This is a genomic window from Streptomyces sp. 891-h, assembly GCF_022760275.1.
Lineage (GTDB): Bacteria > Actinomycetota > Actinomycetes > Streptomycetales > Streptomycetaceae > Streptomyces > Streptomyces spirodelae.
Genome location: NZ_CP050693.1, coordinates 6519107 through 6545368 on the forward strand (window position 1 = coordinate 6519107; position 26262 = coordinate 6545368).

Annotated in this window: 22 protein-coding genes; 14 read left to right on the top strand and 8 right to left on the bottom strand. The window is 71.0% G+C overall.

Features of this window, described 5'->3' with window-relative positions; translation table 11 throughout:
- Positions 1-196 precede the first annotated feature (196 nt).
- The 3 genes from HC362_RS28735 to HC362_RS28745 all read left to right on the top strand — a co-directional run bounded on the left by HC362_RS28735 (position 197) and on the right by HC362_RS28745 (position 4929).
- A complete protein-coding gene (locus tag HC362_RS28735; RefSeq protein WP_243087075.1) occupies positions 197-2539 on the top strand; it encodes a heavy metal translocating P-type ATPase in 2343 nt (780 codons plus the stop codon).
- Between the two features lie 183 nt (positions 2540-2722).
- Entirely contained in the window at positions 2723-4180 is a 1458-nt protein-coding gene (locus HC362_RS28740; RefSeq protein WP_243087076.1) for an MBL fold metallo-hydrolase, read from the top strand.
- Positions 4177-4929, top strand: a complete 753-nt coding sequence (locus HC362_RS28745) for a sulfite exporter TauE/SafE family protein (RefSeq protein ID WP_243087077.1) — start codon at positions 4177-4179, stop codon at positions 4927-4929. The genes HC362_RS28740 and HC362_RS28745 overlap by 4 nt, the downstream gene beginning before the upstream one ends.
- 33 nt (positions 4930-4962) lie before the next feature.
- Here the strand turns inward: HC362_RS28745 and HC362_RS28750 are convergent, their stop codons facing one another.
- Positions 4963-5244, bottom strand: coding sequence for a metal-sensitive transcriptional regulator (locus tag HC362_RS28750; protein ID WP_243087078.1), 282 nt, complete (start codon positions 5242-5244; stop codon positions 4963-4965).
- Positions 5245-5324: 80 nt separating this feature from the next.
- Here HC362_RS28750 and HC362_RS28755 point away from each other — a divergent pair, with 80 nt between their 5' ends.
- The 5 genes from HC362_RS28755 to HC362_RS28775 all read left to right on the top strand — a co-directional run bounded on the left by HC362_RS28755 (position 5325) and on the right by HC362_RS28775 (position 11509).
- Entirely contained in the window at positions 5325-5891 is a 567-nt protein-coding gene (locus HC362_RS28755; RefSeq protein ID WP_243087079.1) for a rhodanese-like domain-containing protein, read from the top strand.
- Positions 5892-6124: 233 nt separating this feature from the next.
- Positions 6125-8536: a glycosyl hydrolase family 65 protein gene (locus tag HC362_RS28760; RefSeq protein ID WP_243087080.1), complete on the top strand. Its 2412-nt coding sequence runs from the start codon at positions 6125-6127 to the stop codon at positions 8534-8536.
- Positions 8537-8710: 174 nt separating this feature from the next.
- Positions 8711-9712, top strand: coding sequence for a nitroreductase family protein (locus tag HC362_RS28765; protein ID WP_243087081.1), 1002 nt, complete (start codon positions 8711-8713; stop codon positions 9710-9712).
- Between the two features lie 151 nt (positions 9713-9863).
- The gene (locus HC362_RS28770) at positions 9864-10532 is read left to right on the top strand and encodes a CBS domain-containing protein (protein ID WP_243087082.1); all 669 of its coding nucleotides are present in this window, start codon (positions 9864-9866) and stop codon (positions 10530-10532) included.
- A 62-nt stretch (positions 10533-10594) separates the two neighbouring features.
- The gene (locus HC362_RS28775) at positions 10595-11509 is read left to right on the top strand and encodes a universal stress protein (RefSeq protein ID WP_243087083.1); all 915 of its coding nucleotides are present in this window, start codon (positions 10595-10597) and stop codon (positions 11507-11509) included.
- Positions 11510-11565: 56 nt separating this feature from the next.
- On the opposite strand, the gene HC362_RS28780 is transcribed toward HC362_RS28775, so the two are convergent.
- The 4 genes from HC362_RS28780 to HC362_RS28795 all read right to left on the bottom strand — a co-directional run bounded on the left by HC362_RS28780 (position 11566) and on the right by HC362_RS28795 (position 17138).
- Positions 11566-12495 (bottom strand): universal stress protein, encoded by a 930-nt coding sequence (locus HC362_RS28780; protein WP_243087084.1) that lies wholly within the window; start codon positions 12493-12495, stop codon positions 11566-11568.
- Positions 12496-12588: 93 nt separating this feature from the next.
- Positions 12589-15279 carry a cation-transporting P-type ATPase gene (locus HC362_RS28785; RefSeq protein ID WP_243087085.1) on the bottom strand — a complete coding sequence of 897 codons (2691 nt, stop codon included), beginning with the start codon at positions 15277-15279 and terminating at the stop codon, positions 12589-12591.
- Positions 15280-15303: 24 nt separating this feature from the next.
- Positions 15304-15693, bottom strand: coding sequence for a DUF302 domain-containing protein (locus tag HC362_RS28790; RefSeq protein WP_243087086.1), 390 nt, complete (start codon positions 15691-15693; stop codon positions 15304-15306).
- Positions 15694-15767: 74 nt separating this feature from the next.
- Positions 15768-17138 (bottom strand): hydrogenase maturation protease, encoded by a 1371-nt coding sequence (locus HC362_RS28795; protein ID WP_243087087.1) that lies wholly within the window; start codon positions 17136-17138, stop codon positions 15768-15770.
- 170 nt (positions 17139-17308) lie between these two features.
- On the opposite strand from HC362_RS28795, the gene HC362_RS28800 reads away from it, so the two are divergent.
- Genes HC362_RS28800 through HC362_RS28820 form a run of 5 tightly spaced genes read left to right on the top strand, consistent with a single transcriptional unit; the run spans position 17309 to position 21926 of the window.
- Positions 17309-18466: a 4Fe-4S dicluster domain-containing protein gene (locus tag HC362_RS28800; RefSeq protein ID WP_243087088.1), complete on the top strand. Its 1158-nt coding sequence runs from the start codon at positions 17309-17311 to the stop codon at positions 18464-18466.
- The gene (locus HC362_RS28805) at positions 18463-18945 is read left to right on the top strand and encodes a cyclic nucleotide-binding domain-containing protein (protein ID WP_243087089.1); all 483 of its coding nucleotides are present in this window, start codon (positions 18463-18465) and stop codon (positions 18943-18945) included. Before HC362_RS28800 ends, HC362_RS28805 begins: the two co-directional genes overlap by 4 nt.
- A complete protein-coding gene (locus tag HC362_RS28810) occupies positions 18942-19778 on the top strand; it encodes an FAD/NAD(P)-binding protein (protein WP_243087090.1) in 837 nt (278 codons plus the stop codon). Before HC362_RS28805 ends, HC362_RS28810 begins: the two co-directional genes overlap by 4 nt.
- Position 19779: 1 nt before the next feature.
- On the top strand, positions 19780-20577 hold the full coding sequence (locus HC362_RS28815; protein ID WP_243087091.1) for an oxidoreductase: 798 nt from the start codon (positions 19780-19782) through the stop codon (positions 20575-20577).
- Positions 20574-21926 (top strand): nickel-dependent hydrogenase large subunit, encoded by a 1353-nt coding sequence (locus tag HC362_RS28820; protein WP_243087092.1) that lies wholly within the window; start codon positions 20574-20576, stop codon positions 21924-21926. Before HC362_RS28815 ends, HC362_RS28820 begins: the two co-directional genes overlap by 4 nt.
- A gap of 134 nt (positions 21927-22060) precedes the next feature.
- Here the strand turns inward: HC362_RS28820 and HC362_RS28825 are convergent, their stop codons facing one another.
- Positions 22061-22414: a VOC family protein gene (locus HC362_RS28825; protein ID WP_209266610.1), complete on the bottom strand. Its 354-nt coding sequence runs from the start codon at positions 22412-22414 to the stop codon at positions 22061-22063.
- A gap of 223 nt (positions 22415-22637) precedes the next feature.
- Here HC362_RS28825 and HC362_RS28830 point away from each other — a divergent pair, with 223 nt between their 5' ends.
- Positions 22638-23771 (top strand): acyltransferase, encoded by a 1134-nt coding sequence (locus HC362_RS28830; protein ID WP_243087093.1) that lies wholly within the window; start codon positions 22638-22640, stop codon positions 23769-23771.
- Positions 23772-23876: 105 nt separating this feature from the next.
- Here HC362_RS28830 and HC362_RS28835 read toward each other — a convergent pair whose 3' ends face one another.
- Positions 23877-25259, bottom strand: a complete 1383-nt coding sequence (locus HC362_RS28835; RefSeq protein WP_243087094.1) for an alpha-2,8-polysialyltransferase family protein — start codon at positions 25257-25259, stop codon at positions 23877-23879.
- A 3-nt stretch (positions 25260-25262) separates the two neighbouring features.
- Positions 25263-26228: a glycosyltransferase family 2 protein gene (locus HC362_RS28840; protein WP_243087095.1), complete on the bottom strand. Its 966-nt coding sequence runs from the start codon at positions 26226-26228 to the stop codon at positions 25263-25265.
- Positions 26229-26262 lie beyond the last annotated feature (34 nt).

Below are 26262 nucleotides of genomic sequence, written 5' to 3' on the forward strand. Positions count from 1 at the left end.
CGGCCGTCGTACGTCGTACGTCAGACGGCCGCACCGGCGTGCCATGGTTCCTCGGTGCCGCGTCCGGCGCCGTACGATCCGGCCATACGTCCGAGTGGCTCCGCTGTTGGTGGAGCGTCCCTCGCTGCTGGCACAAGCCGTGGCAGTGTGCTGGAAGAGCAGCAGGCCCAGGGTCGGCGTCGGACCGAGGAATGCCATGGATCACCTCCTCCGCTTCATCTCCGTCGAGTCCGTCCGCCGTGTGTTCTCAGCGGTCCCGCGCTCGCGCCTCGAGCAGGCACTCCTGTGGGTGACAGCCGCAGCCCTGGCCGCCGGCGGGGCCGCCTGGCTCGTCGGCGCCCGCGGTATCGCCGACCTGTGCTGGGCCCTGGGGACCGTTGCGGCCATCGGGCCCGCGGTGGCATGGGTGGTGAGCGCGCTGCGGCAGCACCGCGCCGGGGTGGACCTGATCGCCGTACTCGCTCTCGGCGGCACGCTTGCCGTGGGCGAGTACCTGGCGGGGGCCTTGATCGCGCTGATGCTCGCCACCGGGCGCACACTGGAGGCGGCGGCACAGCGCCGCGCCTCCCACGATCTGCGGGCACTCCTGGAACACGCACCGCGCTCCGCCCGCCGCCGTATCGGCAGCGACGTGCAGACGGTGCCGCTGGCCGAGGTCACTGTCGCTGACGTGCTCGTCGTCGGCCCGGGAGAAGTGGTTCCCGTCGACGGCCGCGTGGTCGGCTCAACTGCCGTACTCGATGAGTCGGTACTCACCGGAGAGCCGCTGACCCGGGAGTGCCCCGCGGGCGGGACGGTGCGCAGTGGCGCGGTCAATGCCGGTGGCGCCTTCGAGCTGCGGGCCACTGCCACCGCGCAGGACAGCACCTACGCGGGGATCGTGCGGCTGGCCCGCGAGGCCGGCGCGGAGTCCGCTCCGGTCGTCCGGCTGGCCGATCGCTACGCGGCCTGGTTCCTGCCGCTGTCCCTCGCAGTGGCGGGGATGGCCTGGCTGATCAGCGGTTCAGCTGTACGGGCAGTGGCGGTCCTGGTCGTCGCCACTCCGTGTCCGCTGCTCCTCGCGGCACCGGTTGCTGTCGTCTCCGGCCTGTCGCGGGCTTCCCGCCTGGGTGTGGTGATCCGCGACGGCGGCGCGCTGGAGAGCCTCGGCCGGGCCCGGACCCTACTGCTCGACAAGACCGGCACCCTGACCAGCGGACGCCCACGCGCCCTGGACGTCGTTGCCGCACCCGGCTGGAAGCCCGCGGACGTGCTGCGGCTGGCCGCCTCGCTCGACCAGTACTCCCCGCACGTCCTCGCGCAGGCCATCGTCGACGCGGCCGGCGATCGCGGACTGGAACTCTCGCCCCCCGCGGACGTGACCGAGGAACCCGGACGCGGCGCCACCGCGACTCTCGACGGGCACCGCATGTCCGTCGGCCGCCTCGAGACCGGCTCCGAGAGGCCCGAGTGGGCACGAGCCGCCGAGAACCGGGCGCTCCTGGACGGGGCGGCCGTCGCCTGGCTCACTGTCGACGGCGGTCCCGTCGGCGCCGTCCTCCTTCGTGACCCGCTGCGCCGCGATGCGCCACGGACGCTCCGGCGACTACGTACGACGGGCATCGGACGGCTGACGCTGCTCACCGGCGACCGGCCGGAACCGGCCCGCGAGATCGCGGCGGTCCTCGGCCTCGACGACGTGCAGGCCGAACTCACCCCGGCCGACAAGGTCGCCGCCGTACGTGCCGAGCGCGAGCGCGCGGTCACAGTGATGGTGGGCGACGGAGTGAACGACGCCCCGGCGCTCGCGGCGGCGGACGTCGGCGTGGCCATGGGGGCCCGCGGCTCCACCGCCTCCTCCGAGGCCGCTGACGTCGTTCTGACCACCGACCGTGTGGACCGTCTCGCCGACGCTGTCGCCATCGCCGTGCGAGCACGTCGCATCGCCGTACAGAGTGCGCTCGGCGGCATGCTGATGTCCCTTGCCGCCATGGCAGCGGCTGCCGTGGGTCTGCTCCCGCCAGCCGTCGGTGCGCTGCTTCAGGAGGGCATTGACGTCGCGGTCATCCTCAACGCGCTGCGTGCGCTGCGCCTCGACCGGGCCGCGCGCGGCCCCGCGCTCCAGCCCGCAGCGGAAGCGCTCGTCCACCGTCTCGCGGCCGAGCACGAGGACCTCCAGGACGTCCTCGAAGCCGTACGGGACGCCGCCGATCAGCTGTCGGACAGTTCCGGCCCGAAGGCTCTCACGGCCGTGGGCGAGGTGCACCGGCTGCTCACCGAACGGCTCCTCCCGCATGAGTACGCCGAGGAGCATCAGCTCTATCCCGCCCTCGCACCCACTCTCGGGGGCCCTGAAGCGACCGCCACCATGAGTCGTGCTCACACCGAGATCGAGCGCCTCACCCGGCGCATCGCAACCCATCTGGAACTGGCCGCCGCTGAGGGTGGCCTGGCGCTGGAGCAACTCGATGACCTGCGCGCCTGTTTGTACGGGCTGCACAGCGTGTTGCGCCTGCACTTCGCACAGGAGGAAGAGACCTTCTTCTCCCTCGCTCCGTGAGGCACCCGCGTGTCCGGGGCAGTCGGCGATGTGGCTCACAGGTGTCGGCGGCCACCGGGACCAGGCAGGACCGCTGCCGGTCGGCCCGGTGACGCCCACCGCTCAGGAATACCCCCTCCCGTATCCCTGTTATGGTGGAGCGTAATACCCCCCGGGGTACACGCACGAGAGGAGGCGCAGCCTGTGTTCTTCATCGACACCCTGGAAGTCCAGGGCCTGGGCAATCGCAGCTATCTGGTCGGGGGCTCCACGTCTGCCGTGGCGGTGGACCCGCCTCGTGACATCGACCGGGTCATGGCCGCAGCCGCGCGGCGCGGTGTGCGCATCGCCCTCGTCGCCGAGACCCACTTGCACAACGACTACGTCACCGGCGGCCTGGAGCTGGCCCGCGTCAGCGGCGCCCGGTACCTGGTGCCGACGGGTGCCTCGGTCTCGTTCGAGCACACGTCCGTCGACGACGGTGACACCGTCGCCCTGGACGAGGGGCTGGTGCTGCGTGCGGTGGCCACCCCCGGTCACACTCCGCACCACACCTCGTACGTGCTGGAACAGGACGGACAGGCGGTGGCAGCCTTCACCGGCGGGTCACTGCTGATCGGCACGGTCGGGCGGCCGGACCTGGTCGAGCCCAGGCTCACCGAGCAACTGGCCCGCGCCCAGCACGCCTCAGCTCACCGGCTGGCCGACCAGCTGGACGACGCGGTGCGGTTGCTGCCCACCCATGGCTTCGGCAGCTTCTGCTCCAGCTCCCAGGCCGAAGGGGACACAACCACCATCGGGGCGGAACGCAGGGCGAACGAGGCGCTGGTCAAGGACGTGGACACGTTTGTCGCCGAGATGCTCGCCGGACTGGACGACGTGCCCGCGTACTACACCCACATGGGGCCGGTCAACGCCGCCGGGCCGGCGCCCGTCGACCTCACACCACCCCGGCAGGCGGACGCCGAGCAGATCTCCGAGCGGCTCGCGGCAGGGGAGTGGGTGGTGGATCTGCGCAACCGTGTCGCCTTCTCCGAGGGGCATGTGGCCGGGTCGTTCAACTTCGAGGGCGAGGGCAAGCTGGCCACCTACCTCGCGTGGTTGATCCCGTGGGGCAAGCCCGTCACGCTGCTGGCCGAAACTCCCGAGCAGCTCGCCGACGCGCAGCGGGAGCTGACCCGGGTGGGTATCGACCGGCCGGCCGCTGCCGCCACCGGCGGACCGCACGCCTGGGTCCGGGACCCCGGCCGGCTCGCCTCCTTCCCCCGGGCCCGCTTCGCGGACCTGGCCGACGCGCGTGAGAGCGGCAAGGAACTGGGCAAGGACCTGGTCGTGCTGGACGTGAGGCGCGACTCGGAGCGTGCGAACGGTTACATCGACGGCTCGGTTCACATCCCCATCCACCAACTGCCCGACCGTACCGGCGAGGTGCCGCCCGGCCAGGTGTGGGTGCACTGCGCCAGCGGGATGCGCGCGGCGATCGCCGCCTCCCTCCTGGACGCGGTCGGCCGCGAGGTGATCGCCGTCGATGACGGCTTCGATGCCGCCTCCGACGCCGGGCTCACCCTCACCCAGCCCCTCCAGCACATGCGTGACGAGCAGACGGTGGAGCGCGGCCTTCCGGTCAATGACACCGAGGAGAGCAGCGGTTCCACAGCGTGAGTGCCCTGCTCCTTGCTCTTGTCGCCGGTGGCGTGGTCGGGCTGGCCCTCGGTGCGCTGGGCGGAGGCGGCAGTGTGCTGGCGGTGCCCGCTCTGATCTACCTGCTCGGCTTCACCCCGGTCGCGGCCACTACCGCGAGTCTGGTCATCGTCACCGTCACCTCGCTCACCGCTCTCTACGCCCACAGCCGTGCGGGGAACGTACGGTGGCGAACCGGCGCGCTGTTCGCCGCGGCGGGCCTCTTGCCTGCCGCGGCAGCCGGGGCCGCCGCGGACCGCCTGCCACAGCCGGTCCTGACGGCCGCGTTCGCCGCCGTCGCAGCCCTCGCGGCCGTCGAGATGTTGCGCTCGCGCCGCATAGCCACCGACCGGGAATCGCAGCCCGTGCGGCCGGCCAGAGCCGCCGGCACCGGTGCGGGGCTGGGTGCCCTGACCGGGCTGCTCGGGGTGGGCGGCGGCTTCCTCGCCGTTCCTGCTCTGGTCACGGTTCTGGCCTTCGAGATGCAGGCCGCCGTCGGCACCAGCCTGCTGGTCATCTCGACGAACGCACTGGCTTCCCTCGCCACCCGCGGAGCCACCCTGGGAGGACTGGAGTGGGCGGTGATCGCGCCGTTCACCGGGGCGGCGATCCTGGGCGCCTGGGACGGCAGGAAATTGGCGACCAGGATCTCCGGTACGTTGCTGCGACGTGCGTTCGCTGTCGTGCTGCTGGCCGTGGCCGCCTTCATGCTCATCGACGCCCTGACATGATTCCGCAGCGATGGAGGCGGCCGCGGGGGGCGGTCAGGCAAGGGACAGGAACAACTTCTCCAGACGGGCCCGCATCTCCTCCCGGTCGCCGGGAGCGGAGCCCTCCACGTCCGTCATGCAGTGCTGAAGGCCGGTGGCGATGATCGCGAAACCCGCCTTGTCCAGCGCCCGGGAGGCAGCCGCCAGCTGCGTCACCACTTCCTCGCAGTCCCGCCCCTCTTCGATCATCTTGATCACCCCGGCGATCTGGCCTTGGGCTCTGCGCAGCCGGTTGACCGCCTTCTTCAGCTCCTCGGCCGCCATCGTCAGTTCCACCGCTACTCCTCCTCCTGCTGGATACCCCTGCGGGTATTCTACCCGGAGGGGAACACCCGAAGAGAAACGGAAAGACGCCCGTGACAGCCACCACCGCCCTCACCCCTGAGCAGGCACACGCCCGCCTGGACAAGCTGACCGTGATCGATGTGCGCACGCCGGGCGAGTACGCCTCCGGGCACCTGCCTGGCGCCCACAACGTCCCCCTCGACCACCTGGACGCGGCACTCGACGCCCTCAAGGCAGCAGCCGGCCGTTGCGACCTGCTCCTGGTGTGCGCCTCCGGCGCCCGTTCCGCGCAAGCATCCCAGCGCCTGACCGAGCACGGCATCTCCGCCGCTACGCTCACCGGCGGCACCACTGCCTGGGACCGGCTCGGCCACACCCTCCACCACCCCGCGGATTCCCGCACGGCCTGGGCCATGGAACGCCAGGTCCGCCTCGCCGCCGGATCACTGGTGCTGACCGGACTGCTCGCCGCCCGCCGCTGGCCCAGGGCCCGCTGGATATCCGCGGGCGTCGCCGGCGGGCTGGTCTTCTCCGCCCTCACCGACACCTGCGGCATGGCCCGTGTCCTGGCCAAGCTCCCCCACAACCGGCCCCGGGCCACCGACCTGGAAGTCACACTTGCCGCGCTGACCGACTGACAGCGGTCGGGTGGCAGTCTCCAGCCGAACGCGTTCGCCGCCGACGAGCCACTGGCGGCCTGCTTCCCGGAACGGAGTCGCCTACTGGCCCCTCCTCGGTGGCCTCTCCTTGGCAGCTGACTGCCACCGGCCCTGACACACGGCCGTGTCGTCTGCTCCCGCAACGTTGGACGAGTAGCTTCTGCCTGAGACAACAGGTTCTGCTGAATCTCGGGTGACTGGCTTGGAGGGCGATGAGCGCCGAATGGTCGTGGATCTACGAAGGGTACGACCCGGCTGAGGAGCGCCTGCGCGAAGCGCTGTGCACGCTGGGAAACGGCTACTTCGCCACCCGCGGAGCGGCACCCGAGTCCGTCGCCGACGGCCACCACTACCCCGGCACCTATGCGGCGGGCTGCTACGACCGGCTGCGGTCGGTCGTGGCGGGGCACCAGGTGGAGAACGAGGACATGGTCAACCTCCCGAACTGGTTGCCCCTGCGCTTCCGCATCCGGGACGCAGGCGGCGGGGCCTCGGACTGGTGGTCGCCGGACCAGCGCGGTCTCCTGAGGTACCGGCAGTCTCTCGACCTGAAGGGAGGAAGCCTGGCGAGAGACCTCCTTTGGGAGGATGCGGCCGGGCGCCGGCTGCGGGTCGGGCAGCAGCGTGTCGTGCATATGGGCGAGCCGCATCTCGCTGCTCTGCGTACCACGTTCACTGCTGAGAACTGGTCCGGTGAGCTGGAGGTCGAGGCGGAACTGGACGCCACTGTCACCAACAGCGGCGTGGCACGGTACCAGGACCTGGAGGGGAGACACCTGGCGTCGCTCGAGGCCGGTGAGGCCGGCGATGACGCGGTGTGGGTCCGCTGCCGCACGCGGAACTCGGGCATCACGGTGGCGCAGGCGGCGCGGCTGTGGTGTTCGGCGGGGGAGGGCTTGGTACGGCCCGGACCGCATTGCGACGGGCGGGCCCGTCAAAGGCTCCGCCTGCCTCTCCGCTCCGGCGTGAGCGTGCACGTGGACAAGACGGTGGCGATGTACATGTCCGGAGACCGGGGGATCAGCGAACCCCTCGGCGCCGCCACTGAGGCGGTCGGCCGGGCTCCGGGCTTCCCGCACCTTCTGGCCTCGCACCATCGGGCGTGGCGGCACCTGTGGCAGCGCGCCCACCTCGATGTTCCAGGGCTGACAGGCCGTATCCTGCGGCTCCACCTCTTCCACATCCTCCAGACGCTCTCCCCGCACACGGCAGCCCTGGACGTCGGCGTCCCGGCCCGAGGGCTGCACGGAGAGGCGTACCGGGGGCACGTCTTCTGGGACGAGCTGTTCGTTCTCCCCTACCTCAACCTGCACTTTCCCGAGGTTTCCAAGGCCCTGCTCGACTATCGCCACCGCAGACTGCCCGCGGCCCGGCGCAATGCGGCCGAGGCCGGCCACGCCGGCGCCATGTACCCGTGGCAGAGCGGCAGTGACGGCCGGGAGGAAACACAGACGCTGCATCTCAACCCCCGCTCCCAACGGTGGCTGCCCGACAGGTCGCGGTTGCAGCACCACGTCGGCTCGGCGATCGCGTACAACGTCTGGCGGTACGCGGAGACCACCGGGGACCGGGAGTTCCTCCACACGAGAGGTGCGGAGATGCTGCTGGAGATCGCCAGGTTCTGGTCCGGGCTGGCCGAATACGACTCCACGTACGAGCGGTACCGCATCCGGGGAGTGATGGGCCCCGACGAATACCACGAGGCATACCCCGACTCCGACCGGCCGGGGATCGATGACAACGCGTACACCAATGTGACGGCTTCCTGGGTGCTCACCCGGGCTCTGGAGTTGGCAGGGGACCTCCCGCAGCCGCGAAGAGACCACCTCTTCGCGGACATGGCGCTCACCGAGGAAGAGCTGGAGCGGTGGGAGGACGTCTCCCGGCGGTTGCGTGTCCCCTTCCACCGCGGCGTCATCGACCAGTTCGACGGCTATCACGCGTTGGCCGAGCTGGACTGGGAGCGCTGTCGCGCCCGCTACGGGGAGGTTCGCCGGCTCGACCGTCTCCTCGAAGCCGAGGGCGACACCGTCAACCGATATCGAGTCTCCAAGCAGGCAGACGCCCTGATGCTCGGTTACCTCTTCTCGCCGAGAGAACTGGCTGCGGTCTTCCACCGGCTGGGATACCGCCTCGATGACGAGACGTGGGACCGTACGGTGGACTTCTACCTTCCCCGTACCAGCCACGGTTCAACGCTCAGCGGTCTGGTGCACGGCTGGCTGCTCTCGCGCGAACGCCGCCCCGACGCGTGGCGCTACACGCAGGAAGCGCTGGTGGGAGATGTGGCCGACGTCCAGGGTGGGACGACGCCCGAAGGCATCCACCTGGGCGCCATGGGCGGCACGCTCGATCTCGTGCAGCGAGGGCTGGCCGGGCTGGAAGTCCGGGACAACACACTCCATGTCGACCCGGCGCCCCTCCCGGAGTTGTGCACGTATGGCTTCTCGGTCCGCTTCCGCGAGCACTGGGGCGTGAGTGTCCAGATCCGTGGCGACACCCTCAAAGTAGGCCTCCCGCTGTCGGAGAGGTCTCCGCTGCGCTTCTCCGTACGCGGCCGTGCCGTGACCGTGCCTCCGGGCGAGACCCGCACCATCAGCCTCGGGAACTCGGCCGGGAGCTGACGCGAGTGCCCGGCTCGGCGCCGCGAGCCGGGTTGCTGGAGGCGCGGGTGCGGCTGTCGACCACAGTCGGTGTACGACTCGCCGCTGACCGTGAGACCTGTGTGCTGTGCGCTGCGGTGGCCGCCGTCGAGCCGAGGGGGCACGCTGGAGGAGGGGGAGGGCAGGAGGTGTCAGATGCCGGCGACGGCCATCAATGAGGAAACGGTGAGGGAGCTGGTCGGCGATGCGGTCGCCGCTCCGTCGATGCACAACGCCCAGCCGTGGCGGTTCCTCTACCACCGCCGGGACCGCGTACTCGATCTGTACGCGGATCCGCTGCGGGCGATGCCGACAGCCGACCCGGAGGGCAGAGCGCTGCGGATCGGCTGCGGAGCCGCGCTGCTCAATCTGCGGGTCGCCGCCTGGCACGCCGGGCTGCGCCCCGACGTCACGGTCTCCGGCACCTCGGACCTGTCTCACGACGCTGGTCCTCTGGCCACCGTGCGGCTGGCCGAGGCGGCGCCGCGGGAGATCGATCACGACCTCGCGGGGCTCTTCGAGATGATCGGTAAGCGGCACACCAGCCGGTATCCGTACGCGGACGAACCGCTGCCCGACCGGCTGCGGCAGCGCCTCACCGCGCAGGCGGAGGCCGAGGGCGCGTCGCTGAGCTTTCCCACGGGGTGGCACCTCTCGCTGATCCTTGACGTCATCGAGGAAGCCGAGTCGGAGTCGGAGTACACCGGCGATCCGGATGAGCAGCGGTGGGTCCGTACCGGTACGGCGGAGTCGGACACCGCCAGGGACGGTATCCCCGAGTACAGCCTCGGAGCGCGGAAGCGGGAGGGGCGGGCACCGGTACGCGACTTCGCCCGCGGCCACGCGGCCACGGACCGGGGCTCGGCTGCCTTCGAGCGTATGCCGCAGCTGGCCGTCGTATCGACGCGCGACGACGCCCCGGAGGAGTGGCTGGCCGCCGGACAGGCCATGGAACGTGTCCTTCTGCTGGCCACTCGGGAAGATGTGGCCAGCAGCTTCGCCACCCAGGCCCTGGAGCGGCCCTATCTGCGCTGGCTGCTGCGGGACCCGGTCAGCGGTGCCGGTCCTGTCCAGATGATTCTTCGCCTCGGCTACGGGCCGATGGGAGCCCGTGCCCCGCGCCGCGCCGTACGGGATGTCCTGGAGGTCACTCCTTGAGCCTTCGCGACGGTCGTCGTCCGCGACGGAGCCCGCAGGCCTGAGCGTCTTCGGCCCGGACTCGGCCTGGTCGATCACACGGCGTTCAGGTATGCGCCATGCCCTGTCGTGGCGGTGCCGAGGCGAGGACAGCGAGAGGAGGATTCGACCGATGAGCCACAGAAGAGTCCGGGACCTCATGACCCGGCCAGCGGTGTGTGCGCACACCGGAACAGGGCTCAAGGACGCCGCCCGACTGCTGGCCGAGCACGACATCAGCGCGTTGCCCGTGACCGACGACGATGACCGCCCGCTGGGGGTGGTTTCCGAGGGGGACCTGCTGCGGGCACAGGCAGAGCTGCCGGAGCCGGCGGGCCTGCTGCCGACTGTGCGGAGGAGACGCGGCGAGCGCGCCGGGGCAGGGGAGCGCAGCGGTACGGTGGACGGCCTGATGACGAGTCCCGCGGTGGTCGCCAGTCCGGAATGGACGGTGGTGGAGGCCGCTCGGACGATGCAGGAGCACGGTGTGAAGCGGCTGCCCGTGGTGAGCGAAACGGGCCGGGTGACCGGTGTGCTGAGCCGCGCCGACCTGCTGCGCGTCTTCCTCCGCAAGGACAGCGCCATCGAGGACGAGGTGGTCGACGAGGTGCTGGGCCGAGCTCTCGGCCTGTCCCGGGCACAGGTGACGGCCGACGTCACCGACGGAGTGGTGAGACTCCGTGGAGAGATCGGCAGCGAGGACTCGCTGCCGCTGATCGAACGGCTTTGCCGGAACATCGACGGCGTGGTCGACGTCCAACTCGATCTTTCGGTTGCCGGTGTTCCCGGAAGGGCCGCTTAGGGACCGTCATTTTCAGCGGAAGCGTCGCAAGCAGGCGTCACTCCCGTCAGGAGGGAGCGGATATGACTCGGGTCGTCACGGCGGGGATCGATGGAACGCCGGAAAGCGCGGCTGCCGCCCACTGGGCTGCTCGCGAAGCCATGACAAGGCATTGCTCGCTGCAACTCGCGCACATCCGCGTCGCGGAAAGCGCACTCGACCGGATGGTGGTTCCGGAAGAGGACGATGCGCCGCGGCGGCAGGCCGAACAGCTCGTCGGTGATGTGGCTGCTGTGCTGGCCGAGCGGTTCCCGAGCCTTGTCGTGACCACGGAAGTGGCGGCGGGAGAGCCGACATGGGCGCTCACGGAGTTGTCGAAGACGTCGGACCTCCTGGTCATCGGCTCACGAGGGCTCAGCACTCTCGGAGGCTTTCTGGTCGGGTCCGTCGCGCTGCCCACTGTCGCGCATACGCAGTGCCCCGTTGTGCTCGTCCGTGCGGAGTCCGGGCCCCGGGACCGGACCGACGATGCCGCGGATCGGGAAGGCCGGGAAGGCCGGGAAGGCATCTCGCCGGGAATCGTGCTCGGCGTGGAGCTCGGCCACCCGTGCGAGGAGTTGTTCGCCTTCGCCTTCGAGGCGGCGCAACGCGGGTCGATGACGCTGAACATCCGGCACGGCTGGGAGCCGCCTCCCGTCTACGGCTCGCGCCCCATGCCCCTGGCTCCCATGGCGTTGGAGGACTTGCTGGACGAACGGGCCGACGCGCTGGCGAAGATGGTGCGGCCGTGGTGCGAGAAATACCCGGGCGTGGACGTGGACGTGCGGGCGGTGCTCGAACACCCCGCGCCGATGTTGGTGAAAGCCGCCGAGAACGCCTCCCTGTTGGTGGTCGGGCGGCGGCACCGCGCACACCGGCTCGGCCCGCACGTGGGGCCGGTCCCGCACGCGGCCATGCACCATTCCCGCACCCCGGTCGCGATCGTCCCGCACAGCTGATCCACCCATCAGCAAGAGCCACCTGCCCACGGGCCCTTCCTCAGAATGCCGGGGCCTCAGACAGCCGGCCTGCCGAACAGCGGCGCCTGGCCACCGGACGCCGAGTCGGTCCTCCGGCCGTGGACCACAACCACGGAGCAGTGCGCATGGTGGAGTGCGGCGTTGCTGACCGAGCCCAGCCGGAGACCGGCGAAGCCGCCCTTGCCTCTGCGCCCGAGTACGAGAAGCCGCGCCGAACCGCTCGCTTCGATCAGTGCCTGACGTGCCCGTTCCCGCACCGTTCGACGCTCGACGGTGACCTGGGGGTAGCGCTCGCCCCACCCCGACAGCAGCTGAGCCAGCAGCCTCTCCTCGCCTGCTTCGAGCTCTCCGGGGGCTCGTGCGTATCTCAGTGCCGGATCGTCCGGAGGCGAGAGCGGCACGCTCCACTCCGACCAGGCGTGCAGGGCAACGAGAGGCTCCGCGCACGCCGCCGCCTCGGCGAAGGCGAAAGCCGTCGCGGCCTCCGCCTCCGGAGAGCCGTCGACGCCCACGACGACGGGCGCGGAAGGGGCGGACGGCTCGCGGGCCACCATCACCGGGCTCTCGGCATGCGTCACCAGATGTCTGGCGACGGAGCCGAGCAGGCCACTGGCGATGCCGCTGGTCCCACTGCTGCCGACGACTGTCATCAGCGCCTCCCGGGACAGCTCCGTGAGGACCGCCCGCGGGTCACCCATCGCCAGCGTGGTGCTGACCTCGACCTCCGGCGCGACGGACCGCGCGGTCGTCTCGGCCTCGGCCAGCACCCGCTCCCCGCCCTCCCGGAGTGCTTTCTCCCCGGCTTCGTTCAGCACGGAGGCGAATCCGGGAGGCGGCACCCAGTTGACGGTGTGCACGATCCTCAGCCGCGAACCGTGGCACGCGGCCTCCCGGGCGGCCTGCTCCACCGCGGTCCTGGCCGGGGCCGAACCGTCCGCACCCACGACTGTCAGCGGCAGTTGCACGGGATACCACCGCCTCGCTCTCGGCCGATGTCAGAAGCGCTCCTTTGCACGCTCGCGCATCCCCCGGGTCTCGGCAACCGGAGACCGGGCCCCTCAGCGCGCCATCCGGCGTCGCCGCAGCCAACGGCGCAGCTCGTCGGTGCCCCACACCAGTACGGGGAACGTCAGCAGCAGCAGTACGACGTCCCAGGGCAGTGGAGCGGTCCCGAAGACGCTCTGGAATGGCGGTGCCCAGATCAGCACCGCCGTGAAGGCAAGCTCGAACGCGATGCCCACCAGCAGCAGGGGGTTGGTCGTCAGCCCGACGTCACGCAGGGACGCCCGGTCGGTGCGGGCAGCCATCGCGGTGCCGACCTGGCACATGACGATACCGGCGAAGGTGGCGGTGGTGGCGGTCAGGTAGTCCTGGTGCAGAGCGCTGCCCTCGGCGGTGGCGGCGCCGGGCGTCCAGCCGGCCCGCCACAGCACGTAGAAGAAGGCTCCCATCACGAGCACCGCGGAGACCAGTCCGAGAAAGGCCCACGCGCGGACCAGCATGTCTCTGGTGATCACCCCGGAGCCGTGCCCGGAGCGCCGGGGTGGTCTTGTCATCAGTCCTGGTTCTGCCGGTTCGCGGCCCAGAGCCAGGGCGGGCAGCGTCTCCGTGCCGAGATCGATCGCGAGGATCTGCAACACGGTCAGCGGGAGCGGGATCGCACCGCCGCTGAGCGCGTACACCAGGAACGGCACGATCTCCGGAACGGCGTGCGCGAAGATGTAGAGGATGAATTTGCGGACGTTCTCATAGACCCGGCGCCCGGATTCCACCGCCTTGACGATGGTGGCGAAGTTGTCGTCCGTGAGCACCATCGTGGAGGCTTCCCGGGCCACGTCCGTGCCCGACAGACCCATCGCGACGCCGATGTGTGCCCTGTGCAGGGCGGGCGCGTCGTTGACCCCGTCCCCGGTCATCGCCACGATCTGCCCCTGGTCGCGCAGCGCGTCCGCCACCCGCAGCTTCGTCTCCGGAGAGGCCCGGGCGAACACCACCTCACCGGGCGCGGCGAGCAGCTCGTCCAGCCGCTGCTCGCCGACCGACTCGGAATCCGCGAGCACGCTCAACCCGGCATCGCCGATGCCCACCTCGCGGGCCACTGCGGCGGCGGTGGTGCCGTTGTCACCCGTGACGACGTGCACCCGCAGCCCGGCCCGGTGACAGCGGCGTACCGCGTCGGCCACCTCGGGACGTGGCGGATCGTAGAGCCCTACGAGACCCAGCAGCTCCAGGTCACGCTCGACGTCCTCCCGCCGCGAGGGCAGGTCGGGGGCGTGCAGTGTCCGTGTCGCGACGGCGAGAACGCGCAGCCCGTCGCGGGCCATGGCGTCGACAGCGGCGCGCGCCGCTGTGGTGTCCGCTCCGTTGGCCAGCCGGGGCAGCACCGCTTCGGGAGCGCCTTTGACACTGATCGTCAGCGCGTCCTGTCCGGTACTGGCGACCGACATCATCCGAAGGCGGGGGTCGAAGCGGAACAGGGCTCGTCTGCGCAGGTCCCGGGTGTCGAGGTCCGGGGCCCGGCCCAGCTGCGCGGCCCCCTCGACCAGGGCGACCTCTGTGGGGTCTCCGGCGAGCTCCCCGCCCTCCGTGCGGCTGACTGTCGTGCATTCGGCCGCTGCCCACGCGAGCCTGGCGAAGTCGTCGCCACGGCCCGCGTCCGCGGTGTCGTGCCGGCCGCTGCCGGGCGTCCATACAGTCCGCAGGCGCATGCGGTTGCGGGTGAGAGTCCCGGTCTTGTCGGTGCAGATCACGTGCGTCGACCCCAGCGTCTCGACCGCACTGAGACGTTTGACGACAGCGCCCTGTCGCGCCAGGAGCCGCACTCCCAGGGCCAGCGCGAGTGTGATGGTCGGCAGCAGCCCTTCGGGGACATTCGCCACCAGCAGGCCGATCGCGAAGGTCAGGGCGTCCTCCAGCGGAAGGCCCGATGCTGTCCCGATCAGCAGGAGCACAGCTCCCATTCCGACAGCGACCGCCGCGATCAACCACGCGACTCGTTTGACCTGGCGCTCCAAGGGGCTGCCCTCGCGCCGGGTGCGCTGACTGAGCGCGGCGATACGCCCCAGTTCGGTGTGGCGGCCGGTCGCGAAGACGATCGCCTTCGCCTGGCCCTCGATACAAGCGGTCCCGCTGAAGGCCAGGTTCGGTTCGCGCAGGGTCGGAGCGTCGGCCACCGTCCGCGTCGCAGCCCTCTCCACAGGTGCCGACTCGCCCGTCAGCATCGACAGGTCGATCTCCACGGCACCTTCCACGAGCCGCACGTCGGCCGGGATCTTGTCGCCTTCGCCCAGGAGAACCAGGTCGCCAGGAACGAGTTGCGTCGCTTCCACGGTCTGCTCCCGGCCGTCCCGCACAACCCGCGAATGCGCAGGCAGGTAGGTGGCCAGCGCTTCGACCGCGCGTTCCGCCTGACGCTCCTGGAGCAGCGCGAACCCGGCATTGAGGAGGATGACGGCGACGATCGCCACCCCCAGCACCCTCGTCCCGGCCACGAAGGCCAGCCCTCCGGCACCCCAGAGCAAGAGGGCGAGCGGGTGCACCAACTGGCGCCCCAACTCACGCCGCAGCCGGCCACGGTGCTCCCGGCGGACCTCGTTGGGTCCGTATACGGCGGCCCGCCGTTCCGCCTCCCGGCGGGACAGGCCTTGCGACCCGGTTCCGAGGTCCTGCCGCAGGCGGGCCAGCGGCTCACGCGGATCGACCTCCACGGGGAGCGCTGACTGCTCCGATCCCGACGTGGCTGGCTGCATGACGGTACTCCGGTGGCTCGTCGGCTACCTGAGCGTGTCGAGGGCCGCTTGGATGCGTGCGGTGGCTTCCTCGGCGATCGGCTGCATCTCCGTGCGTCCGGGCACGGTGACCATCACGTTGGGATCGAGTGCCTGTACGAGGGTCCGGCCGTGCTCGGCCGCGCGGACCACGACATTGCACGGGAGCAGCAGGCCGATCTCACGTTCGATGTCCAGGGCGCGGTGAGCCAGTTGCGGATTGCAGGCACCCAGGATCACGTAGTCCTCCATGGTGTGACCAAGCTTCTCCCGCAGCGTGGCGGTCACGTCGATCTCGGTGAGGGTGCCGAAGCCTTGTTCCTTGAAGGCTTCCTTCACTCTCGGGACCGCCTGGTCGTAGGGCAGATCGAGGGTGAGGGTGCGGGCGTAGTCCATCTCTGCGCGTCCTCCCTGATCGAGTACGAATCCCGCCCCGATCGGTACTTCGCTGAGCGGGACGAGGGGGTGGTCTACCGGGTGTGGATGGTGCGGCCGGTGACCTGCTCGGGATGGACGCGGATCCACAGTTCGCGCCGCCCTCCGGCCCACGGCTCCGCTCCCGGCCGGTCGGCGAGAAGAGCGACCGCTCCGCGGTCGGTGAGGTGTCGGGCCGTTCCGGTGATCAGGACGCTCCAGCCGCGGCTGTGGTGTTCGTCCATGTGGTCGGCCTCGAAGGCGACATGGTCCCCTTCGGCGGCGGCCGCAGGGCCGCCGGTCTCGGTCCTGTACACGATGGTGCGGCCGTCGACCAGGAAGTTCACCGGCAGGATCACGGGAGCCGGTCCGGCGCTCAGGCCGACCCTGCCGATGCCGTGGGTGCCGAGCCGTTGCCAGCACTCGTCCTCCGAGAGCCGTGCCAGCATGGGGCGGGCGGCGGCGGCCTGCTGGCCGGGCTCCGGCTCGCGCGGACCTTCCCTCAGCTCGTCGTACGGCATCTCCAGGACAGCGGCGAGGCGCATGAGCGCAGCGGGGTCGAAGTCGTCGCTCAAGGTCTCGAGGTGGTTCAGGTAGGCGACGGACATACCTGCCCGGCGTGCCACCTCGTCCCTGGAGAGCCCCAGCTGCTCGCGGCGCACGGCACAGCGCGTCGCGATCGTGTCGTCGCCCGGTCTCCCGGAGTTCGCGTCGGGGGCGCCTGGGCGCGGCCTGTCGCTATGCATCGTCCCAGCCTCCAGGTGCCGCCTGTGGCGTGCTGTCGCCCTTGGTCCGCGATGCGCGAGTCGTCCGTTTCCAGGTGAGCAGAGAGTCGGGGCTGCTGCCAGTGGTGCCGACCGATCGGGTGAGGGATTCGCGTACGCGGCATCGGGTACGGGACGCGCGCGGAGCCGGAGGCCACGGATCTCCTGCACGATGCGGTCGGCCAAGGGCCCGACTGCCTCGGCCGCCCTGGGCGTCAGACCGGTACCGAGGCTCGTGTCCGCTGCCTCGACGCCGTAGACCACGAGGTGCCGGGGGAGTCGGCCCAAGGTTCGGGCGAGCCGCAGGGCGGCACCGAGGCCGAGGCCGTGCGAGCTCGGTGAACTCGCTGAGCCCGCTCCTGCCTCGGGCTGCAGCACGACGTCGTCGGCTTCCAGCCGGTGGACCCGCCCCGGAACCGGCCGTGGGGTCCGGACCGCGTCGACCACGATGACCGAGTCCGCCCCCTCCCACAGGTCCAGCAGGCGAGCAGGCTCCCCGTCGCTCACCCGGAGCCGGACGGAGGCGGGCAGGGTGCCCTCCTCGGTGTGGCGCGCGAGCCGGGCGATCACGGCGGGGCCGACACCGTCGTCGCGGCGGTGGACATTGCCGACGCCGACGACGGTGGTGCGCGCGAAGATGCCCGCGGAGATGCGTGGGGTCACTCCCTGCTTCCTACCGCACCCCGGGTACCGAGCGGTGACACCCGTGCGAGGCCACCGTATGGAGGGACGAGGGGCGTCCGTCTGGCTCCATGGCCGCCGCGGGTCGGTCCGGCGGACGGGCGCGCACCTGATACTGGCCGCGTCCCAGCCTCCGTACCGGGAGATGAGCGATGACTGTCGGCACAGCGGCGAGCACGGTGCTCGACCGGGACGGGCTGGACGCGCTCATCACGCTGCTGGCCGAAGACGGGCGCACAGTGATCGGGCCGACCGTGCGCGACCAGGCCATCGTGCTGGCCGAGATCGGGAGCGGCGCAGACCTGCCGTACGGGTGGGGCGTCGAGTTGGAGGCAGGCCACTACCGGCTGCGGTCCCGCGCCGACGGTGCTGCCTTCGCACACAGCGCGGGGCCCCAGTCGTGGAAGACGTATCTGCATCCGCAGCGCGAGCGCCAGTGGACCGCCGACCTCACGGCAGACGGCGACCTGGAGGTCAGGGAAGAGGCGAGCCCGCCGCCGTCGTACGCGTTCATCGGGGTGCGGCCCTGCGATCTGCGGGCGATCGCCATTCAGGACCGGGTGCTCGGCGGTGGCCCCCATTCGGACACGCGGTACGCGGCCCGCCGTCGGCAGGCGTTCGTGGTGGCGGTGGAGTGCACCGAGCCCGGCGCCACCTGCTTCTGCGTGTCCATGGGCACGGGTCCGGCCGTCGGGCCCGGCTACGACCTGGCGCTGACCGAGGTGGTCGACGGCGGAGGTCATCGCTTTCTGGCCCGGGCGGGCAGCCCGGAAGGCGAGGAGGTGCTGGCCCGGTTGCCGCACGTCCCGGCCGACGAGGAGACCGCCGGGACGGCCCGCAGACTGGTGGAGGAAGCGGCCGCGCGTATGGGCCGCACGATGCCCGAGGTCGACCTGCGGGAGCTGATGCGGGAGACACTGGACGCCGAACGCTGGAACGACGTCACCGCACGCTGTCTGACCTGCGGCAACTGCACCATGGCCTGCCCCACGTGCTTCTGTACCACCGTGGAGGACGTCACCGATCTGACCGGTGAGCACGCCGAGCGGTGGCGGCGGTGGGAGTCCTGTTTCGACGTCGACTTCACCCACCTGTCCTCCGGCCCCGTACGGGCGTCACCGCTCAGCCGCTACCGGCAGTGGCTCACCCACAAGGTCGGCACCTGGCACGACCAGTTCGACAGCACGGGGTGTGTGGGCTGTGGCCGGTGCATCGTGTGGTGCCCGGTCGGTATCGACATCACCGAGGAGGCCCACGCGCTCGCCGCCGAGCGGGCCGCCGCCTCGGGCGACGGCGAGGTGGCGCGGTGACGGCCGGGCGGCGCGACTTCCTCGAGGCGCTGCCTGGGGTGCACCGCGGCTGGCTGCTCGGCTTCGCGCACGAGGTCACCCTCCCTGCGGAGACCCGGATCTTCGACGAGGACGACGTCGCCGACCGGTTCTGGATCGTGCGCAGCGGACTGGTCGCGCTGGACGTGCACATCCCAGGACGCGGCCCCGTCGTCGTGGAGACCATCGCGGACGGAGAACTCCTCGGCTGGTCCTGGCTCTTCGAGCCCTACCGCTGGCACCTGGGGGCCCGCACCCGCAGCGCGGTGGAAGCCTGGGAGTTCGACGCCGCCCGGGTACGCGCGGCGATGGAGGACTCGCCGGCCGCGGGGCTGGCGCTCTTCCGCACCATCGCCGACCAGGTGATCGGAGAGCGGCTGCGCTCCGCGCGTACGCGGCTGCTGGACCTGTACGGGAACGAGGGGAGCCACGAGTCCGGCGTCCGGGGTGCGGTCGGATGACCGTACTGGCGTCCGGCGCCGCTCCCGCACTGCCACCGTCGCCCTACCGGGTGGTGGGCCGGCGCCTTGAGACCTCCGACACGGCGACGATCGAACTGGAGCCGGTGCGCTCGGGACTCCCGCCCTTCTCACCCGGCCAGTTCGCCATGGTGTACGGCTTCGGAGTGGGAGACATCCCCCTGTCGGTCTCCCGTATCGAGGGGGACCGGCTGACCCACACCATCCGCTCCGTCGGAGCGGTCTCCGCCAGGCTGGCGAGCCTGGCGGACGGCGCCTCGGTCGGCGTGCGCGGCCCCTTCGGCACCGGCTGGGACCTGACGGCCGCGATGGGGCGGGACCTCCTGATCGTCGCGGGGGGCCTCGGTCTGGCCCCGCTGCGCCCGCTGATCACCGAGGCGCTCACGGCACCGGAGCGGTACGGGCGGGTGAACGTCCTGATCGGAGCCCGGAGCCCCGGTGACCTCCTCTACGCGGACGAGGCCGAACGGTGGCGTGCCGCCGAAGCCCGTGTCCTGGTCACCGTCGACCGGCCCGACGACACGTGGCGCGGCGACGTGGGGGTGGTGACCGGGCTGCTCAACCGTGCCGACCTCGACCCCGGCGCAACCGCGGCCTTCCTGTGCGGCCCCGAAGTGATGATGCGGGCCACCGCCCGCGATCTCGTGCGCCGCGGCATCGCTCCCGACCGGACGCAGGTCTCTCTGGAACGCACCATGCACTGCGGCACCGGGCACTGCGGCCACTGCCAGCTCGGCCCGCTGCTGCTGTGCCGGGACGGCCCTGTGGTGCGCTGGGACCACGCCGAACCGCTGCTCGCTGTCAGGGAGTTGTGAGATGGGAGACGAGGAGCGGGAGAACGGGCGGCGGCCCCGGCTGGCGGTCTGGAAGTTCGCCTCCTGCGACGGCTGCCAACTGACCCTGCTCGACTGCGAGGACGATCTGCTCGCCCTGTCCGGGAAGGTGGAAGTTGCCTTCTTCCACGAGGCGGTCACCGCGCCGGACGAGGGCATGTACGACCTGTCGTTGGTCGACGGCTCCATCACCACCCCCGACGACGCCGAGCGAGTTCAGCACGTACGCGCGGTCTCCCGCCGTCTGGTGACCCTCGGCGCGTGCGCGACCGCCGGCGGCATCCAGGCGCTGCGCAACTACGCCGACGTGGCCGAGTTCCGCGCAGCCGTCTACGCCAGTGACGCGTACATCGACACCCTCGCCACCTCCACCCCGATCAGCGCCCACGTGCCGGTCGACTTCGAACTGCGCGGCTGCCCGATCGACCGCGGACAGCTGCTGGAAGTCATCACCGCCTACCTCGCGGGCCGCACCCCGGACACACCCGCGCACAGCGTGTGCTTCGAATGCAAGCGACGCGGCACACCCTGCATCGTCGTCGCCCGCGGCGTCCCCTGTCTGGGCCCGGTCACCCACGCGGGATGCGGGGCGCTGTGCCCCGCCTACGGACGCGGCTGCTACGGATGCTTCGGCCCGTCGAACTCCACCAAGTTCCCCGCCTTCATCCCCCTGCTGCGCCGTGACGGCATGAACACCCTGGACGTCGTACGGGTGTTGCGCACCTTCAACACCGCCGCGCCGGAGTTCGACGCCGCTTCCAGGAAGGAGGAGCTCGGATGAGCGCGGAGGCCGAAAGAGAGCTGCCGCTCGGCGCCCTCACCCGGGTCGAAGGCCAGGGCACCTTGCGCTTGCGGCTGCGCGGCGACCAGATCGTGCACAGCCGGCTGGCCATCTTCGAGCCGCCGCGCTTCTTCGAAGCGTTCCTGCGCGGACGCTCCTACACGGAACCGCCGGACATCACGTCCCGCGTCTGCGGGATCTGTCCGGTCGCCTACCAGATGAGCGCCTGCCGCGCGCTGGAGGACGCCTGCGGCGTCACCGTCGGCGGCCAACTGGCCGCCCTGCGCCGACTGCTGTACTGCGGGGAATGGATCGAAAGCCAGACCCTGCACATCTACCTGCTGCACGCACCGGACTTCCTCGGCTGCTCCGACGTCGTCGAACTCGCCCGTATCAGCACGGCCGACGTCGAGCGCGGCCTTCGCCTCAAGCAGGCGGGCAACGCCATCGTCGAGCAGCTCGGCGGACGCTCCATCCACCCGATCAACGTCCGCCTCGGCGGCTTCCACCGCGTCCCCACCCGCACCGAGCTCCGCCCCCTGGAAGAGCGCCTGCGCCGCGCCCGGGACGATGCGGAGGCGACGGTGCGCTGGGTGGCCGGCTTCGACTTCCCCGACGCAGCCAGTGACCACGACTTCTTCGCCCTCGCCGAGCCCGGTACGTACGCCATCGATTCCGGCACCCCGACCGTGCTGCCCGCTCCCGGCCCCGCCGCCGAGCCGGAGCCCCCACGTACGTTCCCGCTGAGCGCTTTCGGCGCGCACGTCGTCGAACACCAGGTGCCCTACTCCACAGCACTGCAGGCCCGGCTCGACGGGCGTCGCCATCTGGCGGGCTCCCTCGCCCGCTTCGCCGTCAGCGGCCGGTGGCTGCCACCGGAGATCCGCGAACTGGCACGGGAAGCGGGGCTCGGCGATCCGGGAGAGGGAGCGGTGTGCCGCAACCCGTTCCGCAGCATCGTCGTACGCGCCCTCGAAGTGCTCTACGCCGTGCAGGAAGCGCTGCGCATCATCGACGGGTACGAGCCCCCGCCCGTCGCCTACGTCGACGTCCCGGCCCGCGCGGGCACCGGCCACGGTGCCACGGAGGCCCCGCGCGGCCTGCTCTACCACCGCTACACCCTCGACACCGCCGGCACGGTCACCGACGCCGTGCTCGTCCCGCCGACCTCCCAGAACCAGGGCGCCATCGAGGAGGACGTACGACGCGTGCTGGAGAGGCGTCTGGCGACCGGCCACTCCTCCGACGAAGAGCTCGCAGCGCTGAGCGAGCGCGCCGTCCGCAACCACGACCCCTGCATCTCCTGCTCCGCCCATTTCCTGCACCTCTCGGTGACGCGCGAGGAGTGACCGGGCAGCCCGGGCAGCCTCGCGCAGGACGCGAGCGCCGGAACGTCACCCGCCGCCAGCGGGAAGCCCGGCGCCGCGGCTGCGGCTGCGGCTGCGGCACACGCGATCACAGGGCGGATGATGAGCTGCGGGCCTCAGGAACGCCGCTCGCCGAGAATGCAGAACTCGTTGCCCTCGGGATCTGCCAGTACGACCCAGGACTGGTCACCCTGGCCGATGTCGACACGCCGGGCGCCATGAGCCACCAGCCGCGCCACCTCGGCCTCCTGGTCGTCGGGCCTGAAGTCGAGATGCAGCCGGCTCTTGCTCTGCTTGGCTTCGTCGAGCCGGACGAAGTCCAGCCCCGGCATACGGTCGGGCGCCGGGCGGATCTCGAACTCGTCGTCCGAGGAGTGGACCACTACCCAGCCGAGGGCCTCGGCCCACCACTGCCCCAGGGCTGCCGGGTCCGCCGAGTGAACGATTACCTGTTCCCATTCCAAGGTCATCCGCAGAGCTTATACATGGCAGACGGACCACCCAGCACTCCGTCGAGCGGATCGCGGCGGCTACGTCCCGCGGCCCCGCGGAGGAGTTCGGCTGTTGTTCCCTTTCCGTACAGGTTCCGCGCGGGGACGGCTGGCACGATTTCACAGGTCCGCTCGCCGGTGACCGGCGAAGCCGCGCCGACCGCCGAAGTCGCGCAGAATTCCTCGTACTCCAGGGCTGGCCATGTCAACTGAAGAAGTTTCCGCGCCACCGGCGGCTTCCACGCCACCGGCGACGGCCGCTGTTCCCACGCCTCGCTCGCATTCCGAGCACGTACCGGCCGAGCAGAAGAAAACGGCTCGCAGGGAACACCGGTACGACATCGACCTGCTGCGCGTCATCTGCGCCTGTTCCGTCATTCTCGGGCACGTCGGTGGCGAGTGCATGCAGGCCGTCGGCAAGAGCGCCGAGAACGGACGGGCGGTCTACTGGACGGGCTTGTTCCTCGATTCGGTGACCAGTTGGGCCGTTCCCATGTATTTCGCGATCGCCGGGTGGGCCGTGCTGGTGGGAGCGCCGCCGCGGAACGGGGGAACCCTGCGCAAGCGGTCACTGCGCATGATCATCCCGGTGGGTATCTGGTCGGCGGTCTATCTGGCCTGGGGCCGCTGGCGGGACACGAACGGGGCGCCGACGCCGAAGCTGGCCCTGGACGCCGTCTTCGGCACCGTCCAGCCCGCCTTCCACCTGTGGTACTTCTACGCCCACGTACCGCTGATCCTGATCCTCGGCTTCGTGGTGCTGCTGAAGGCCGGCAAGCGCCCCTGGGGCGTCGTCGCGGCGCTCGTGGTGATCTCAGCGGGGCCCACGGCCTTCAGCGACCTGGCGGAGCTCACCGGATGGGACGTGCCCCGTTTCGGCTGGCAGGTGGGCAGCTATTCGCTGATCTACGCGGTCGTCGGTGCGCTGCTGCTCAGCCTGCCGGCCACCAGGCGCGCTCACCGCTGGTGGTGGCTCGCGGGCGCGGTGGTCTCGCTGGCCGTCGTGCTGTGGTCGCAGGACCGCATCCACTTCGTGATCCCCAATGCCAGCGTCTTCGTGGCCGCCCTCAGCGTCTGCGTACTGCTGGCCGCCAACGGGGTGCGCATCCCGGAGCGGGTGCGCCCGGTGCTCACCAGGCTGACGGACGCCGGGCTGGGCGCCTTCATGTTCCACATCCTGGTGCTGAAGACCCTCGCGCCCTCGTTCGTCTCCGCCGACCGCGGATGGCTGGGCGCAGCGGCGGCCGCGGCCGCGCTGGGGGCTGCCACGGTGGTGCCGTCCTTCGCTGTGAGCATGCTGTGGGGGCGGCTCCGACTGCGGCGCTATCTGGGATAGCCGGGGCGGCCTGAGGGGCCTGACGGTCTGGGGGGCCGGACCGCCTCAGGGGGCCTGACGGCTGGTGGCCGGTGCCGGGACAGGGCTCCGGCCACCGCACGTCTCTCACCCCGCTCGGCGCAGTCTTCGCTGCGCCGAGCGGACCCGGCGTGCCGCCCACCGTGCGGACGGGCTGGTGCGCAGCAGCCGGGCGCGGACCGACGTACCGCCTCCGGGGAGCGCCAGCGCGGTCAGCCGGCGGCGCTTGAAGTAGCGGATGGTCGCCTCGTCGAGGTGCGCGCCGAGCCAGGCGACGGCGTCCTCGCGCAGCTGCGGGTGGAGCTTCGCCTGCATGCAGTACCCCACCGTCCGTACCAGCGCGCCGAGTTGTGCCACCTTCTCCGCCGTCATGGGGGCGTACTCGGCCGCGCCCTCCAGGTCGGGGACCCCGAAGTCGACGATGGTCACCGGCACCCGGTTGCTGTTCTGATAGGGCGTCAGCCGGTCCAGCAGCGCCTCCGTGCCCACCTTGGCGATCGGGATGCCGTAGTAGGCGGCGGCGGTCAGCAGCGCCGTGGAGAAGCAGCCCACCACCAGCGTCGGACGGCACCGGTCGTAGACGGCCTCGGCCAGCACCGGGCCCTGGAGGACATGCAGCCGCACACCGGCCTGCGCCGCGGCCTTCTCCAGCACCTGCGAGTAGCGCGCCGGGGCGGTGGGGTGCGGTTTGAACACCACGCACTCGTGGCCCGCCGCCACCGCTCCGCGCAGCATCCGCGCGTGGAGCTCTTCCTCCTCCTCGGGGGTGAGAATGTTCAGCGCCGCGAGGTACTGCCCCAGCAGCACGGCGGTCGGGCTGTCGGCCGCCACCCGGGCCAGCTCGGGTTCCCCCGCTGCGGCCTCGCCCAGTTCGCCGAGCACTTTGGCGAAGGCGTCGCCGGGCACGATCTCCGGCCGTACGGAGTGCTCGTCCAGCAGCAGCGGGCGCAGCCCCGGCACCAGATCGAGGTGCAGCAGCCGCTGTATCCGGCAGCCCAGCCACTGGGGCAGCCGCTCCCGTGTGGGCCCGTAGCTCATCAGGCCGTCGGCGTAGACATGCACGGCGCTGCCGCCGAAGACCGTGGCCAGCGCCCTGGCGGGGCTGACGTGCACGGACTCCACCACCAGCTCGACCGGTGCGTCGCCCAGCCGCCAGGTCTCCCGCAGCATCCGTTCCCACAGCGGCGACTCGTCACGCGGCGGAGCCCAGGTGCTGGGATGGTGGGGGCGGATGGTCTCGTTCCAGTCGACGATCTCGTCGAAGCGCCGCGCGAGCGCGTCGAAGCCGTTCATGGTGACGAGCCGGGTCGCCGCCTCGGGCGTAGCGGCGTTGTTGGACACCAGGAGAATCCTGCGGGCGGCGTCGGGCGGCCCGAACTGACCGGCGTCCAGGGAGGCCGCCAGCGTCGCCACCCCGTAGAGGGTGGAGACCTCGAATATCTGGACCGGCTGGGGGGTGCTTACGGGCATCGGTCAGGCCGCCTTCCCCGTCGTGCGGAAGCGCCGCAGTTTGTCGGCGCGTTCGTGGTCCATGCCCGCCAGCGTCGTCTCCAGCACGTCCTGCGGCATACCGTCCAGCGCGGTTGTGACCATCTTCTTCAGCCGCCTGGCGACGGGCCGGTGGTAGCGCTTGATGTGGGCGAGGTGGAAGGCGAGCAGCGCGCAGTAGGTCCGTACCGCCTTGGGCAGGAAGCGCTCGCCCTCGGGGTCGGCGGCGAGGTCCGCGAGCAGCGCGTCATGGGCCGGAATGAAGTCCAGTTGCCGGGCGTCCCGGATCTGGGTGAGCGAGGTGCTCACCCCGCGCCGGTAGAAGACGCCCAGCAGCCCGGTCGCCGCGAACGACTTTGCCGCCAGGTGCAGACGCCAGGTCCACAGCCGGTCCTCGGCGGTACGCAGGTCGACCGCGAACCGCAACGCGCCGTTGTCGAACAGGCTGCGCCGGTAGACGCCCGCCCAGACGAACGGATAGTCCACCATCGTCTCCGCCTGCGGCGGGGCGATCACGTCCCGCGGGTCGAGCACCGTGTCGCGCACCGGCGCCGGAGCGCGGCGCACCACGCGTGTGGTCTCGGTGCTCTGGACGTGGTCGGTCCTTACGAAGTCGCAGCCCAGTTCCTCGATGACGCGGACGAGCGCGTCCAGGTGGCCGGGGCCGTACCAGTCGTCCCCGTCGAGGAAGGTGAGATAGGCGCCACGGGCGGCGTCGATGCCGCTGTTGCGGCTCTGCGCTATGCCCTTGTTCTCCTCGTGCCGGATGACCGTGGTGCGGGGGATGCGCCGCTGCCACGCGTCCAGGATCTCGGGGGTGGCGTCAGTGGAGCAGTCGTCGACCAGGATGAACTCCGTTGCGGGCCCCGCGTTGGCGGCGAGGCTCCTCAGAGTGTCCTCCGCGAATTCCTGCACGTTGTGACATGGGACGATGACGGAGAGCTCGGGCATGTGCGTTCCAGGCGGTAAGGGGGAAGAAGAATGC

Bases quoted from the DNA above. Each gene is read 5' to 3' on its own strand.
- HC362_RS28835 (WP_243087094.1), bottom strand. From the start codon at position 25,259: ATGCCCGTAAGCACCCCCCAGCCGGTCCAGATATTCGAGGTCTCCACC.
- HC362_RS28785 (WP_243087085.1), bottom strand. From the start codon at position 15,279: ATGCAGCCAGCCACGTCGGGATCGGAGCAGTCAGCGCTCCCCGTGGAG.
- HC362_RS28760 (WP_243087080.1), top strand. From the start codon at position 6,125: ATGAGCGCCGAATGGTCGTGGATCTACGAAGGGTACGACCCGGCTGAG.
- HC362_RS28800 (WP_243087088.1), top strand. From the start codon at position 17,309: ATGACTGTCGGCACAGCGGCGAGCACGGTGCTCGACCGGGACGGGCTG.
- HC362_RS28830 (WP_243087093.1), top strand. From the start codon at position 22,638: ATGTCAACTGAAGAAGTTTCCGCGCCACCGGCGGCTTCCACGCCACCG.
- HC362_RS28735 (WP_243087075.1), top strand. From the start codon at position 197: ATGGATCACCTCCTCCGCTTCATCTCCGTCGAGTCCGTCCGCCGTGTG.
- HC362_RS28840 (WP_243087095.1), bottom strand. From the start codon at position 26,228: ATGCCCGAGCTCTCCGTCATCGTCCCATGTCACAACGTGCAGGAATTC.
- HC362_RS28765 (WP_243087081.1), top strand. From the start codon at position 8,711: ATGCCGGCGACGGCCATCAATGAGGAAACGGTGAGGGAGCTGGTCGGC.
- HC362_RS28820 (WP_243087092.1), top strand. From the start codon at position 20,574: ATGAGCGCGGAGGCCGAAAGAGAGCTGCCGCTCGGCGCCCTCACCCGG.
- HC362_RS28775 (WP_243087083.1), top strand. From the start codon at position 10,595: ATGACTCGGGTCGTCACGGCGGGGATCGATGGAACGCCGGAAAGCGCG.
- HC362_RS28770 (WP_243087082.1), top strand. From the start codon at position 9,864: ATGAGCCACAGAAGAGTCCGGGACCTCATGACCCGGCCAGCGGTGTGT.
- HC362_RS28810 (WP_243087090.1), top strand. From the start codon at position 18,942: ATGACCGTACTGGCGTCCGGCGCCGCTCCCGCACTGCCACCGTCGCCC.
- HC362_RS28815 (WP_243087091.1), top strand. From the start codon at position 19,780: ATGGGAGACGAGGAGCGGGAGAACGGGCGGCGGCCCCGGCTGGCGGTC.
- HC362_RS28825 (WP_209266610.1), bottom strand. From the start codon at position 22,414: ATGACCTTGGAATGGGAACAGGTAATCGTTCACTCGGCGGACCCGGCA.
- HC362_RS28790 (WP_243087086.1), bottom strand. From the start codon at position 15,693: ATGGACTACGCCCGCACCCTCACCCTCGATCTGCCCTACGACCAGGCG.